Origin of the sequence: Pseudoalteromonas sp. R3 (genome assembly GCF_004014715.1) — a bacterium.
Taxonomy (GTDB): Bacteria; Pseudomonadota; Gammaproteobacteria; order Enterobacterales; family Alteromonadaceae; genus Pseudoalteromonas.
The window spans coordinates 541,836-556,269 of record NZ_CP034834.1; the positions used below are offsets into that span (position 1 = coordinate 541,836).

The following is a 14,434-nucleotide window of genomic DNA, read 5'->3' on the forward strand; positions in this document are numbered from 1 at the left end:
ATAACGAACAAAGGCGCTAGCGCGCCTTTGTTTTCTTGCCGATATACTTCATAATCTAGCTAATACCAATGATTGCTAGACGCTGTGCATTTAATATTTCTGTTACTTCTCCTACCTGTTTCGGTGTTTGCGAACACCCAATGTGATACACGCTACAAAGTTGGCGTGGGTACAAGCTGGCCACCTTATGTGATGTACCGAGAGACGGTTCCCTATGGTCTTGATATTGAAATAACCCGAAGGGTTTTCAGTAAGGCAAAGTTGTGTATAGATTTTGTTCAGCTACCTTCTTCGGCAAGAGGTATCACTGAGCTTTCTAAAGGCTTTATTGATATTCTTCCTTCAGCTAGTTTTAACACACAAAGAGCCAAACTGGCCTATTTCAGCCATGCTTATCGGCGGGAAAGAATGCGCTTATTTACAAGAAGTAAAGACCTAAACAATGTCAGAAGCCTGACTGAGCTATTTGCTGCAGAGCGCACATTTGTTGCTAATCCAGGCGCTTATTATGGTAAAGAGCTGGAGCAGATCCTCAAGATTGCCTGGTACAGAGAGCGCTTGCTTGAAGTGCCCAGCATCAGCCAGCGTATGCAGCTTGTGAATCGCGGACGAGTCGATTTTTTAATTGAAGACGAATTCTCCGGTTATCATTATATAGAGAAGCTTGGATTTAGGGAGATGAAAATACATCCCTATGTTGTCAATGACAACGCCATTCATTTTATGTTAAGTCGTAAATCCTTTAATAAACAAGAAATAGAAGAAATTAACTCAGCCATTAATTCGTTACGGGACGAGATAGCTGAGCTGGTGAGTCAATATGGCATTGAAACCAGTAGAGGCTAAAACTTTTGGTCTTGTGGTCTTTTTACGGAGTTTAAATTATGCGAAAAATGAGGTTAGCGATAGTTGCCTTGGTCATTGTTTCGGCATGTACAATAGCAAAGGAACAGAAGCCATATCGTTTTGACACCATGCAGATGACGTTGGATACATTTTTATTCGACCGAAACGATAGAGTAAGACCCGCAAAAAGCGACTTTAAAATTAATCGCAGTGTGGCGATGTCGAATGACGATGGTTACAGGGCGGTGCTACTAAGCCTTGAGAACCTTTCATCAGGTCGGCGAATATTGGAGCCTGAGCAACTTATGGTCATCTACGCCGATGGCACAGCACATCAAGTCAGCGCGTTACCTCATAAGATAATGTTAGAGGGCAATGAAAAGCGCAACTTCACATTAGAGCTTGGCGCGAATGACTACCCCGTTGTCGCAGTTGTAACTGCCAATAGCTCTGGGTATTAGGTAATGGGTATTAAGCAAATAAATCAGCTGAGTTCCATTGCGAACAAGCCCTCTCGTATAATTTTGGGATTGATGAGTGGCACCTCATTAGACGGTCTAGATATTGCCTTGTGTCAGGTGAGCGGGGCAGGTAAAACGACACGCTGTAAACTACTTAAGTTCACAACGGCTGCTTACGATAATGAGTTTAAAGAAAAGGTTCGTAAGGTCTTTGCTAAAGGTTACGTAGACTTTGAGTATTTAACGCTATTGCATCCCTGGGTCGGTTACTATCATGCGAAAATCATTAATCAAACGCTGACGCAATGGCAGCTAGAGCCTCAGGATATTGACCTGATAGCCAGCCACGGGCAGACTGTTTACCATTGCCCGCAGCATCAGCATTCATACACTGACTTTGGAAACGGCACGCTACAGCTAGGTGACGGCGATCACGTTGCGACTCACACTCAGATCATTACCATTTCGGATTTCAGACAAAAACACATAGCCAAAGGTGGTGAGGGTGCGCCGCTTGCACAATATGGTGACTATTTATTGTATCAAAACTCAGATATTCACCGTATTTTGCTGAATTTAGGCGGTATAGCAAATTTTACTGTTCTAAAAGCGGGTGGAGAAATAGAAGATATTCAATGCACCGATATTGGCCCCGGCAACACCCTAATGGATGCGTACTGCCAGCAGTATTTTAATATACCTTATGACGAGTCAGGGGCGATTGCTGCTCAGGGGAAAGTGTCGGAAGAACTCCTGGATTTGCTTAAGTCTGTTCCATTTTTTCATTACACCGTCCCGAAAACAACTGGGCCAGAAGTGTTTAGTTTGGCGATGCTGGAAGACAAGATAATGTGTCTTGGTTCCGTTTTGTCTCATTACGATGTGCTGGCTACACTGAATGAGTTAACGGCCTGGTGTGTTCTCGAGCAGATCAACTGTTTGGGGTTGCGCGGTCCTACAGAGTTGTTGCTAAGTGGCGGAGGTGCCCACAATACTCTGCTGCTATCTAAGTTAAAGTCCCGTTTATCTGAGGAGTTTGACGTATCCAAACTATCGAGTGACGGCGTCGGGGTAGATTCCAAAGAAGCTGCACTATTTGCGGTCCTGGCAAATGAGTGCGTAGCGGGGGATGGGTTATTTTCTTTCGGTAAGATAAGCCTGCCGGGATGATCCAAACAAGGTGTTGAATTCGCAGCGAATGTATTTCGCAATCGTGTGTAAAACACCTGCTGTAGAACCTGATGGCGCAACGTTTAACTTGCGCTGCATCTCGGTGCTGCTGATCTCACGAGGCAAATAAGCCATGTAGTCCATACTATTTTTAATGCGCTCTTTGTGGCCCAGTAAACTCAATTGTAAGTTGTACGAGCCGCATTGTCCTGCACCGCTCAGACGTAACTCTACTGAACCTTTGATAATGTCTTGTTCTTGCAATTGCAGCTGACCTATAAAGTCGACACTGCGATTATCTTGGTGGTTAGCTGTTGCTCGGATCTGATTTCCAGCTATAGCGTCCTTAGGGAGCTGACAAGAAACAATAAGCTCATCTTGTTCAATGTAAAATTCAAGCTGATCAAATGGTGAGCCATGCTCGAGAAAAAACAATTGCTGTGCCTGGTCCTTTATGTCAAAAGTCAAAGACCGTTTACGTGTATTCATGATTTTGCCGAAAAATTAAACTAGGCTAATTATGCAGGTTCAATATGTCAGAATTATTAAAAAGGGCTCTTAGCTGAGCCCTTTTTACCACATTCTGACGAGTTATAATGTCAGATTACTCTCATTACTTGATGGCTAGCATCAACAGTCCTGGCAGGACGAAGAAAGAGCCCAGCACGTAACCAAATGCCGCTGATTTATTACGTGTACCAATTTGAGCAAGCTTTTCAGCAAGTTGCAGAGGAATTTCGCGTAGCAGTGGTAGTCCGTATATCAGACCAACTGCAAATACGTTAAACATAACGTGCACTAATGCAATCGTCAGGGCAACTTCTGCGTTAGGGCCTGTGATTGAGGTAGCGGCAAGTAGTGCAGTGATAGTAGTACCAATGTTAGCGCCCAGTGTGAAAGGGTAAATCTGACGAGTGTTAAACACACCACTACCTGCAAGAGGGATCATCAAGCTGGTTGTGGTGGAAGAAGATTGAACCATGACAGTCACTACTGCACCTGAACTGATACCAGCGACAGGACCACGACCAATTGCACTGTGTAATAGTTCTTTCGCACGGCCAACTAGCGCTTTCTTAAGGAGTTTACCAAGAGTTGTAACTGCGAACAGGATCATGGCAATACCAACGATAACCATAGCGACACCCACAGCTTTGCCATCCAGGAAGCTCACCGCATCTTTTACCAATCCGACAGCTGGTTTTACAAGTGGCTTGATGAAGTTATAGCTCTTAAGAGAAAGGTCAGCGTCACCAACAAACAGGTGAGACAGCGCTGCTGAGAATTTTTCCAGCAGGCCAAACATAATCTCTAACGGCAGGAAAATTGCCACCGCAAGCAGGTTAAAGAAATCATGAACCGTTGACGCGGCAAAAGCGCGCTGGAATTCTTCTTTATTGCGGATGTGGCCAATCGATACCAAGGTATTAGTAATAGTAGTACCGATGTTTGCACCCATAATCATGGGAATCGCGATACCCAAGGGCAGGCCACCAGCGACAAGGCCGACAATAACTGAAGTAACTGTAGATGAAGATTGAACGAGAGCGGTTGCAAATGCACCAAGCATTAATGCGACGAATGGGTTAGTTGCAAATGCGAAAATTTCTTTTGCGCCTTCCGTGCCGCCTGAAGCCAGCTTAAAACCGCCGCTGACTGTACCAACAGCAACTAATACAAGGTAGACCAGTAAAGCAATTGCGGTCCAGTTTAAGATCTTTGCAAAAAGAGAGGTTTGATTTTGTTCACTCATGATTTTACTCAGTTATGTCTTGCCATGTTATGTGGCATTTTAATGACGTTTTTATTTCAGGGCGGATTAAAACAAAGTTATATGACAGAAATATTTCAAAGCGATTGTCATTTAACCAGGTACTCAAAGTTTAAGAGGTAAGTTTGGCATTTTGGCTATGAAGGAATTGTGGAAGTTTTTTTAAGTTTCTAATAAATAGTGCTATTTTGAAATTTGCAACAGTGTTACATTGGTTTACATTCTTGAGGCGCGAGAAAGTTATCTCGTCTGTAATCCACATTTCCTACACGATTTAGACCTATGATAGTTACAAATGGTTACCGAGTCTTGTTCATGCGTTTTATCTTATTGCTTTTAATGGGGTATTTTTTGTTCGCTGGTAAAGTTGTCAGCGCAAATCAACAGCAAAGTATTCTGCTTGGAGACAGCACAACGCAGCGCTCGCTGAACGATGCCGTTTTTTTCTTTGACTACGATAATCAAATTAACAAAGCTGACGATGTGCACAGACATTCAGAACAGTTTGTGTCTTTAGATGAGATAGAGAAACGTCCCCAGCATGCACTCTATTCAAAATGGGTAAGGTTGACGTTCGATAATAGAAGTAGCAACACAGACTGGGTATTATCTTTTGGCTTTGCAAGACTGCCTAAGCTCGCAGTTTATCAGCTGGAAGATGGTGTTCTTAGGCTGGTACACAGGCAGGGTGCACATTCGAGTTTTAACCAACGTCCTATTCAGGACCCTCAAATGTACCTGCCCCTGAACATTGAATCCGGCAAAAGTGAATTCCTGATTGAGTACCAGACGTTTGCAAATGCGCCCGCCAACTTACGCTTGCATTCGCACGCACATTATTTATCGACTTCGCAACTTAGTATTTTAACTAACGCCAGCCTGGCTGGGGTGGTTGCAGCCATTTTGCTCATTGTCATCGTGAACCTGGCTTTTAACCGCAATACTACCAATGTCTTCTACGCGTTATGGACCCTACTTTTCTTACTTATCGTAATCGACATGGCCGGTTTTTCTTTTCAGTACTTCTGGCCCAATCACGGCTTCTTTAGCGGTCAGTTCTCAATTGGCCTGATGGCAACGGTACCGATATTTCATTTGCTATTTGTTCGAGGCTTTTTGCAGCTCAAGCACTATCATCCGACGCTTAACTCTGTCTATATTGCAGCAACCTGGCTTTATATTAGCCTGGTCCCTACCGCTTTGTATCTCGAAAGTGTTTATTACAACTTGCTTGCCAGTACGTTTGTGATCCCGCTGTTTGTATACACTTGCGTGTGGAGTTTCAGACAACGGGGGCCGGGTATGAGAACGTTTACTTACAGCCTTATCAACCACCTTGTATTTCTAAATCTGTTCACCATAGTTGGTGCGAGTTATGGCAACCTGATAGATGTCTTTGATATTACATCATTTATCAAAGTCGGATACCTCATTGAAGTACTGTTGTTTACTGTCGCGCTGGCACTACAGCATAAGTCACTTCAAGGCCAGCTGGTGAAACACCTGGAACAGCAGGTAAATGCACTCAATCGCACTGTAGATAGCGAGCGTCAAGTTGTAAGTGAGCAGGTAAATCAGCTTAAAGCAAAAGAAGAGCAGCTATTTACTGATCTGTCCCACGAATTACGTACTCCGCTTACCGTGATGAAGATTCAGGTAGAGTCGTTGCAGTACAATATCGTTGAAAACGTCGAAGATTCCTATGCTAAGTTGATGGCTAAAATTGATGAGTTACACAAGTTCATCGATCAGTTGATGTTAGTTACTGGCGATAAAGAGGTTGCTAATATTCTGAAAAAAGAAGACGTTAAAGTCGCACATTTTATGAATGAAACATTTCAGACGTGCATGACTTATGTCGACCCTAAGAAGGCTAGGCTCGAAATCATCAATCGACTGGATCCACATTTTACCATGCAGTTTGACAAACGTTCTATTGGCAATGCTATTTTGGAAGTGGTGAAAAATGCGCTCAAATATGGTGGTGACGGCGTCGATATCAAAATGAGTGCGTTGGTGAGTGAGCGGCACTTAGTGTTGCGAATAGAAGATTCTGGTATGCCGCTGTCATACGATGCCCATCGACAATTGTTTCAACCGCTGTTTAGGGAGGAAGCTTCGCGCAGTTCACTCAGCGGCGGTAAAGGCATGGGACTGGCCGTGTGCAAGAAAATTATAGAATGTCATGGTGGGAAAATCGATTCACACAATAGTCTGTTGGGTGGACTGTGTATTGAAATTATTCTGCCTACATCTGAAGTCGATTTGGCATTGGCATAGAAAATAGTTGTAATCTGTTTGATGTCTGTCAGACTGCGCTCGAATTATTAAAGAGTAAGGTTACAGACATGATAAGAAAAACACTGGTCGCGCTCGTAGTCGGTTTAACATTGAGCGGATGCGAAATGACTGCCCAACAAGTCGACTCCCATCAGGTCAGCGCCGCAAAGGTGGATGCAAACGCACAAATGATGGAGCTTGCAGAGGCATACTTCAATGAGAGCGTTACATTGAGCCCTCTGTCAGCCACCTTCTTTGGCATGTCTGAGTACAACGATAAATTCGAATCGCCACTTGGGCCAGAAAGCCTGAAAAAACAACAAGCATTTACCGCCAAATACCTTGGTATGCTCGAAAAGATAGACAGGGAAGGGCTTTATGGTCAGGCTAAATTGTCTTTTGACATACTTCACTACGAATTAACACAACAGCAATCGGCTGAACAATTTGACGGCCACTTTCTGCCAATCGATCAAATGTATGGGTCTCACCATGTATTTGCCTCACTTGGCTCCGGAGAAAGTGCTCAGCCTTTTGAAACAGTAGAAGATTACGGAAACTTTCTTAAACGTGCCGATGGCTTTGTAGCTTGGTTAAGTTCAGCTCAGGAGATGATGTCTCAAGGTATCGCGCATCAGGTGGTGTTGCCAAAGGCAATTACGGTTAAAGTTATCCCTCAGTTTAAAACACACATCGTCGAACGTGCAGAGGACTCCATTTTCTGGGGACCTGTAAAGAATTTACCAGGGTCATTTTCTGCACAAGAAAAGCACCAGATAACTCAGTCCTACAAAAATTACATAGAACGTACCTTGATCCCCGCTTATCGTGACATGGTACAGTTTCTTGAAACTAAGTATTTACCTGCATCAAGAGAGACTGTGGGGTACAGTGCGTTACCAAATGGACAAGCCTGGTACCAATATTACATTAAAGAAAACACCACGCTGGATATGAGCGCAGAAGAGATCCATGCGCTTGGCCTGAGTGAAGTAAAGCGAATCCGCGATGAGATGGATAGAGTTAAGGAAACCGTCGGGTTTGAAGGTGACCTGCAGCAATTCTTCCAACACTTGCGCGATAGTGACGAATTTTATTTTGCATCAGAAGCTGAATTGATTAAAGCTTACGAAGAAGTGAAAAAGAAAATTGACGCGCGAGTGCCCTTGTTATTTGATATTCAGCCAAAGGCCGATTACGTTGTAAAACCCGTCGAGGCATTTCGAGCAGCATCAGCAGCTGGCGCATCATACGAGAGTCCTGCACCAGATGGCTCTCGTCCTGGTGTGTTCTATATCAACAGTCATAACCTGAAGGCACAGCCCAAGTTTATTGTTGAAACCTTGTCGATACATGAAGCTGCGCCCGGTCACCATTTTCAACTGGCATTGCAACAAGAAATAGAAGACTTACCAAAATTCAGAAAGTTTGGCGGTTCAACGGTGTTCGTTGAAGGTTGGGCCCTGTACGCTGAGAGTCTGGGTAAAGAACTGGGTTTGTTCACTGACCCTTATCAATGGTATGGCCGCCTGGCGGATGAACAATTAAGAGCGATGCGTCTGGTTGTTGATACTGGGCTACATGCTAAAGGCTGGAGCCGAGAGCAGGCCATAGAGTTTATGTTGAATAACTCCTCTATGGCGAAAAGTGATGTAGAAGCGGAAGTCGAGCGTTATATTGCATGGCCGGGTCAGGCTGTATCATATAAAGTTGGCCAGTTTAAAATTCGCCAGCTGCGCGAATATGCCGAGCAGGCGCTGGGTGAGCGGTTTGATATTCGTGCCTTTCACAACCAAGTGTTAATTGATGGCGCCGTCCCTATGCCGGTGTTACAAGATAAAATCGAGCATTGGGTTAAATCTCAGTTGTAGTCGCAAATTTTAAGGCCAGCTTTGCGCTGGTCTTGTTCTTTTAGTACAATCTGCGCCCCGTTAGTTTGTGGCAAGTGCGAAGTTATGAGTACAACTCCTTTTTGGATTGAGAAATCGTTGGAACAAATGAACCAGCAGGAGTGGGAAGCCATTTGTGATGGCTGCGGGAAATGCTGTTTGCATTCCTTTATTGACTCTGACGAAGAAGAGGGTGAACAATTTAGTAGTACAGATGTGCTTCGTGAAGGTGAAGAGCTACTATATACCGATGTCGTGTGTCAATACAGTGATCAACAGACTTGTGCATGTACTCGCTACACTGAAAGGCAAACATTAGTCCCCTCATGCGTCCAATTGACGAAGGACAATCTGAAAGATATTTTCTTTATGCCTCAGTCGTGTAGTTATCGCAGGCTCCATGAGGGTCGTGGCCTTGCCAGTTGGCATCCGCTGCACCATGATGGTTCGAAACAGGCCATGCATGATGCAGGGATCAGTATTTTGGGCAAAGCGATTAGCGAAAACGAGGTGGACCTGGAGCATGACTTTGAGGACCACATCGTCACTTGGCCTGAGCTGGATATCGGCTAGTCAACTTCACATCTAAAAGGTGACACTTTCTCCTTCATTGAGAATATAAACTGGGCGTTGTGGTGCAATCTCTTGCTTCACATGCAAGAGTCTGAACAAGGCTGAATGTGACGTCAGATCGCCCATCTTCCAGCTCATGTTACCGTACCCCCAAGGGATCACCTGCTTACAGTTGAGGTCGTTAGCTGCTGCAAGCATATCTTCAGGCGTTAAATGTACATTTCGGTACCACCTAGCATATTCTTCATGGTGATAAGACGCGATTGGTAACAGGCAAACATCAATGTCGCCGTAACGTTGCTGTATATCACCGAAGTGGGGTGAGTATCCGGTATCACCGGCATAGAATAGCGTTTTTCCCTCAAATTCAAAGAGCCAGCCTCCCCAAAGTGTCGCGTCGTTGTCTTCTGTAATGTAGGGGACAATGATCCTGTTGCTAAAGTGGTGTGCCGGCACGAAATTTACAGTAAGCCCCTGGCTTCGCGCACTCGCATACCAGGCCATTTCCTGAATTTTGTATCCGCCATCTGAGAAATAGTCTGCAAACCCCAGCGGGGTGTAATAAGTTGGTCCGGTTCCCAAAATGTCTATGTCTGATTTATTGAAATGATCATAATGTATGTGGGAGTATACAACCGCGCTTAATTGGTCCAGCTCAGGTTTTGAAGGCCAGTCTGGTTCAGTGCGATAAAAGCCTCCGGTCAGCTTGAATCCAACGTCTATGGGCCAGTCAAATTGTTTGCTTACTGGATCAACCAATACTTGCTGGCCATCGGGCATGGTAAGCAAAAAGCTCGCATGACCCAGCCATTTTACGTTAAAACCGAGTTCAGGTGCTACGTCAGGACGCTCGCCTATGTACTGACATTGCTCCATGTCGTCCTGACACTGAATAAGCGGCGTATCCGGATAACACCCTTCTTCACAGGTATAGGGATATGTTTCTGGTTGCTTGTAGAGGTTAGCAAATCGGTCAGTATAGCCCTCGGATGTCTTATATTTAACCACAGTTTGCTCTGACTGTTCTACAGCAACCTGATTGGCAGTACATGCACCAAGAAAAAGAGTAAAAGGAAAGAGTAAGTAGGCTTTGCTCATATAATAGGTCTTTTTTAGTTCTTCTAATATGTTAGGCTTGGGTTGCATAGTACAAGTGATGGGCATAATATCAAACACTCAGATGTAAACAGGTATGTATTTGGCTGAGTGTTGTTGTCAGAGGTAATGTGTGGATAGAGTAGCGCCTGAAACTTGGTATGCAGTAGGCTTTTTTTTCTCTCTTATTTTAGGGCCATTTATCATTGGCCTGTGCCTGATGAAGCTTTATCGGTTTTACCGCCCCAAGGATATTCCTGAGTCTGAAGAGAGTTCAGTGTCGGTGGTATCCCAGATAAGTGCCCAGCGAGATGGTTTTTTTAAGATTTACTTGCTTGGGTTGGCGGTGTGTTCACCCGGCTTTTACTACGTTTATATGCATTTTCTGGTGCACATTTAACCCTCAGGTATGTAATACCAATTTTACTTAATACCTGTTCAATTTGAAGGAGCAAATATGCCGCTAACGGTGTTAAAAATTTCTCATTTAGAGCAACTAAATAGCGAAGTTTTTGCCTAGTTATCGACGATATTTTCTCGCCTCAAAATAGAACACTTAATTAAGCAATTTGGTATAAAGGGACATCCTTGTACCTTCTCTCACAAAATATTATTTAACATCTTCGAAACCGGGTAAGGAATCAAATGCACCATAGCGTGTTACGGCAAACGCACCGCAGCGGCTGGCATAGGCAATGGCATTGCTCACTGCTGACTGGTTTGTCAAAAACGCGTCAATGCTTTGCTCATTCTGAGCTCGAATAATTGCAGCCAATAATCCGCCAACGAATGCATCTCCCGCAGCAGTGGTATCAACAGCATTTACGTCTGGGACGTTTATCGAGCTTTGATAAGACTGGCCATAAAAATGAATGGGGTTTTTCCCGTCTGTGACGATTAGTAACTTTACATTGGCAGCTATGATGGCTTCAATGGTATGGGACAGTGGTTGTTCAGGGTGGCTTTGTGCATTCAGAAATACCAGCTCTTCATGGGAGAGTTTAACGATATCTGAGAGCGAAATTACATGCCAGATGCGTTTGGTACAGTGGGTCAGAGATGTCCACAGATTTTCTCTCAGGTTCATATCGAAACTGGTGTGCATGCCGTGCTCTCGAGCCTGAGTTAACGCATAAATTGTCGTTTTATAGATGCTGTTTTCAGTCAGGCTGTTACTACAGACATGCAACAGCGAATGGGTGTTAAACATTGTCTCGACAAAATCGTCAGCCCGAAATAACAGATCGGCTGCGGGCGGACGGTAGAAACTAAAACTTCGCTCTCCCGTGTCGTCCAGTGAAACAAACGCCAATGCCGTTTTTGCTTTGTCTGTCACTTTTACGTAATCACAATTGACATTGTATCGCGCTAAAGCACTTTTGATAAAGTGGCCAAACATGTCATCGCCAACCATACCACAAAAGCTTGCATTGACGCCTTGACGTGCAGCTGCTACTGCCACGTTTGCAGGTGCGCCACCTGCATATTTTGTAAAAGATTCAGGCTCTTTGCCATCTGAAAGAAAGTCTATCAGGGCTTCGCCAAAACACACCAGGCTCATAGTGCCTCCTGCTTAAGTTGTTGGGCTCTTAGTACTTCGTAGCAGGCGCCCATTGTATGATAATCGGTTTTGCCGGCCGGGCTTTTTTCATTGCTGTAAGCTTGGTTATTACAATCCAGGATCCGATACCAGGCGCCGTGTTCATGATCAATCATGTGCTCCCAGCAATACTGCCATATTTTGTCATACCACTGCCAGTAGCGGGGTTCGCCTGTTGCATCGGCAAGTAGGGCCGCAGCTGCGAAGCTTTCAGCTTGCACCCAGAAATACTTGTCAGAATCACAAATGTCGCCATCAGGCGCAAAGCCATAAAATATCCCGCCGTTCTTTGCATCCCAGGCTACGTCTAACGCTTTGTCAAATAAGGCTCTTGCACGCTCCAGCATCCAATCTTGTGGACTATGGCGATACAGGATCAGGAGTAACTTACTCCATTCGGTTTGGTGCCCGGGCTGAAAGCCCCACGGACGGAAAAGGTGTTTAGGGTTATCCAGATTATATTGCCAATCAATTTGCCATGCGTTTGTGTAATGTTCCCAGATAAGTCCGTCAGCAAGCTCTGCTTGCTGTACCGTCATCGTAAAGGCAAGTGATTGAGCACGCTCTAAAAACTTACTATCTGTTGTTGCTTCAAAGCACATTAATAATGCTTCGCACATATGCATATTGGCATTTTGACCCCGATATGGCGCAGCGCTGCTAAAATCGCCGTTGTATTCATCTAAATACAGCTGAAATTCTGGTTGATAGTATTTTTCTTCCAGCAAAGTCCAGACGGACTCTATGGTCGCCGCAGCCGATGTTATACCCGCCTTGAACGCCACAGCATTAGCCAACAAAACAAATGCAAGTCCATAGCAATGGTTCGTGTCGTCTTCCACCTGATTTTTATTTAATACCCAAGCGTAACCGCCGCCAGGTTGCTTGTGCGATTGCTCCAGAAAGTCCAGACCGTGCTTTACTTGTGCCAAATAGTCCGGATCAGGTGTTTGTAAGTAAGCCATGGCATAGTTAAAAACAAAACGCGTACTCGAAACTAAATGGCGTACATGTGCGTTGTAAACCGTACCGTCATCGAGAAAGTGGTGAAAGAATCCGCCCTCGGGGTCTATACATCTTGGGTGGTAGAACGCCATTGTCCGTTCAATATGTTTAAGTAAAAAGTGATCGTTTCTGAAGTTTATTGACATAACCTTTCCAGTCAGTGGTTATTCCGCCAGGGCAAATTGTCCCAGCATTGCTTACTTTTAAATTCACTTTAGCATTATCAAAAATAAATTGGAACGGTCCAATAAAACATTTGTGATTTTTCTGTAACAGTGTGTAGAATCTCTAAATCCTTTAACACGGAGTATTCCAAGTGAGTGAAATCAACACTAATCAAAGTTATGTTGCCAGTGGAGATGCAAAAAACAACAACTATTTGTTGCCATTGACAGCAATGACGACCCTGTTTTTCTTGTGGGGATTTATTACTGTATTAAACGACGTACTTATCCCGCGTCTTAAAGCGGTGTTTGACCTGAGCTATACCGAAGCAATGCTGGTTCAGTTTTGTTTCTTCAGTGCTTATTTTATCGTGTCTTTACCTGCCGGTGCGTTTTTGAAGCGATTTGGCTATAAAAATGGTGTATTGACGGGTCTTGTGGTCGCAGCTGGCGGCTGTTTATTGTTTTACCCGGCCGTGGTGGTTCATGAATACTGGCTTTTCTTAACCGCATTGTTTGTGCTGGCGTCGGGCATTACTGTATTGCAGGTATCTGCAAACCCGTACGTGGCAGCCCTGGGGCCGGAAAAAACGGCCTCAAGTCGACTCAATCTCGCACAGGCGCTTAATTCACTGGGCACTACAGTAGGCCCGGCAGTGGGCGGCATGTTATTGTTTGGCGCAGGTGCCAGCATTGCAACCGATGCAGCCAGTGCTGACTCAGTGAAAGTACCTTATCTGATGCTCGCTGGTGCTTTGTTACTTATCGCAGCAGTGTTTGCATTTCTAAAACTACCGACCATTGAAGCACATACTGAAGAGGGTGACTGTAAGGCTCGCGGCCACAAGCTGACAGAAGCACCACACTTAGTGATGGGGGTTGCTGCCATTTTTTGCTATGTCGGTGCTGAAGTGGCAATTGGCAGCTTTTTAGTAAATTATTTCGCAGAGCCCTCAATTGCAGGGATGGAAGAGCACACTGCAGCAAAATACATCTCCTACTACTGGGGGGCGCTATGGTAGGACGCTTTATTGGTTCGGCTGCGCTTCAGAAGATATCCCCTTCGAAAGCCTTGATGTTTAATGCAATTGCAATTATTGCATTGTTACTGCTTACCATGTCAACCGATGGCAAGCTGGCTATGTTTGCTGTGCTGGCAGTGGGCCTGTTTAACTCCATTATGTTCCCGACTATTTTCTCCATCGCAATCGAAGGTCTTGGCTCTTTGACCAGCAAAGGATCAGGCTGGCTATGTCTGGCAATTGTAGGAGGCGCTTTGATCCCGTTAGTACAAGGCCTGGTTGCTGATAACGCCGGGATCCAGATCAGCTTCATAGTACCTATGGTGTGTTACGTCTTTATCGCCTGGTATGGCCTGAATGTTGTGTCGCTTTATAAGCAATGGCAACAAAAGGTCGAAAGTTAAAATTTATCACGTCAAGCCGGCGCCATAGCCGGCTTTTGTTATTCAGTCGTTAGCCATTGTCTTTTTCCTCCTGCTATACCTACGTAATTCGCTTTTATTTCTTATCTTGTTTCTATTGAATACGTATTCATTTGCAGTGTAAGATAGTGCGAGT

12 protein-coding genes and 1 pseudogene are annotated in these 14,434 nt (G+C 44.6%); 8 read left to right on the forward strand and 5 right to left on the reverse strand.

Annotation, left to right across the window (positions count from 1 at the left end; all coding sequences use genetic code 11):
* The first annotated feature begins 84 nt into the window (after positions 1–84).
* The 3 genes from ELR70_RS01945 to ELR70_RS01955 are packed head-to-tail and all read left to right on the forward strand — an operon-like array spanning position 85 to position 2,477.
* On the forward strand, positions 85–846 hold the full coding sequence (locus ELR70_RS01945) for a transporter substrate-binding domain-containing protein (protein WP_054016602.1): 762 nt from the start codon (positions 85–87) through the stop codon (positions 844–846).
* Positions 847–884: 38 nt separating this feature from the next.
* The gene (locus ELR70_RS01950; RefSeq protein WP_054016601.1) at positions 885–1,307 is read left to right on the forward strand and encodes a hypothetical protein; all 423 of its coding nucleotides are present in this window, start codon (positions 885–887) and stop codon (positions 1,305–1,307) included.
* 3 nt (positions 1,308–1,310) lie between these two features.
* Positions 1,311–2,477 carry an anhydro-N-acetylmuramic acid kinase gene (locus ELR70_RS01955; RefSeq protein ID WP_054016600.1) on the forward strand — a complete coding sequence of 389 codons (1,167 nt, stop codon included), beginning with the start codon at positions 1,311–1,313 and terminating at the stop codon, positions 2,475–2,477.
* On the opposite strand, the gene ELR70_RS01960 is transcribed toward ELR70_RS01955, so the two are convergent.
* Both ELR70_RS01960 and ELR70_RS01965 read right to left on the reverse strand, forming a co-directional pair.
* Positions 2,442–2,966, reverse strand: coding sequence for a hypothetical protein (locus ELR70_RS01960; RefSeq protein WP_054016599.1), 525 nt, complete (start codon positions 2,964–2,966; stop codon positions 2,442–2,444). The two genes, ELR70_RS01955 and ELR70_RS01960, sit on opposite strands and share 36 nt — an antisense overlap.
* Positions 2,967–3,090: 124 nt before the next feature.
* Entirely contained in the window at positions 3,091–4,230 is a 1,140-nt protein-coding gene (locus ELR70_RS01965) for a Na/Pi symporter (RefSeq protein WP_054016598.1), read from the reverse strand.
* Between the two features lie 333 nt (positions 4,231–4,563).
* On the opposite strand from ELR70_RS01965, the gene ELR70_RS01970 reads away from it, so the two are divergent.
* From ELR70_RS01970 to ELR70_RS01980, 3 genes are all read left to right on the forward strand, one after another.
* Complete coding sequence (locus tag ELR70_RS01970) at positions 4,564–6,528, forward strand: sensor histidine kinase (protein ID WP_054016597.1); 1,965 nt, start codon at positions 4,564–4,566, stop codon at positions 6,526–6,528.
* 68 nt (positions 6,529–6,596) lie between these two features.
* A complete protein-coding gene (locus ELR70_RS01975; protein WP_054016596.1) occupies positions 6,597–8,399 on the forward strand; it encodes a DUF885 domain-containing protein in 1,803 nt (600 codons plus the stop codon).
* Positions 8,400–8,483: 84 nt separating this feature from the next.
* Positions 8,484–8,990 carry a YcgN family cysteine cluster protein gene (locus ELR70_RS01980; RefSeq protein ID WP_054016595.1) on the forward strand — a complete coding sequence of 169 codons (507 nt, stop codon included), beginning with the start codon at positions 8,484–8,486 and terminating at the stop codon, positions 8,988–8,990.
* A 12-nt stretch (positions 8,991–9,002) separates the two neighbouring features.
* On the opposite strand, the gene ELR70_RS01985 is transcribed toward ELR70_RS01980, so the two are convergent.
* Complete coding sequence (locus tag ELR70_RS01985) at positions 9,003–10,088, reverse strand: MBL fold metallo-hydrolase (protein ID WP_054016594.1); 1,086 nt, start codon at positions 10,086–10,088, stop codon at positions 9,003–9,005.
* A 130-nt stretch (positions 10,089–10,218) separates the two neighbouring features.
* Between ELR70_RS01985 and ELR70_RS01990 the strand changes: the two genes are divergently transcribed.
* Positions 10,219–10,485 carry a hypothetical protein gene (locus tag ELR70_RS01990; protein ID WP_054016593.1) on the forward strand — a complete coding sequence of 89 codons (267 nt, stop codon included), beginning with the start codon at positions 10,219–10,221 and terminating at the stop codon, positions 10,483–10,485.
* 210 nt (positions 10,486–10,695) lie between these two features.
* On the opposite strand, the gene ELR70_RS01995 is transcribed toward ELR70_RS01990, so the two are convergent.
* Both ELR70_RS01995 and ELR70_RS02000 read right to left on the reverse strand, forming a co-directional pair.
* Positions 10,696–11,646 carry a carbohydrate kinase gene (locus tag ELR70_RS01995; protein WP_054016592.1) on the reverse strand — a complete coding sequence of 317 codons (951 nt, stop codon included), beginning with the start codon at positions 11,644–11,646 and terminating at the stop codon, positions 10,696–10,698.
* Entirely contained in the window at positions 11,643–12,836 is a 1,194-nt protein-coding gene (locus ELR70_RS02000) for an AGE family epimerase/isomerase (RefSeq protein WP_054016591.1), read from the reverse strand. The genes ELR70_RS01995 and ELR70_RS02000 overlap by 4 nt, the downstream gene beginning before the upstream one ends.
* 170 nt (positions 12,837–13,006) lie before the next feature.
* Here ELR70_RS02000 and ELR70_RS02005 point away from each other — a divergent pair.
* Positions 13,007–14,280 (forward strand): annotated as a pseudogene (locus ELR70_RS02005) (sugar MFS transporter).
* Positions 14,281–14,434: the final 154 nt, after the last annotated feature.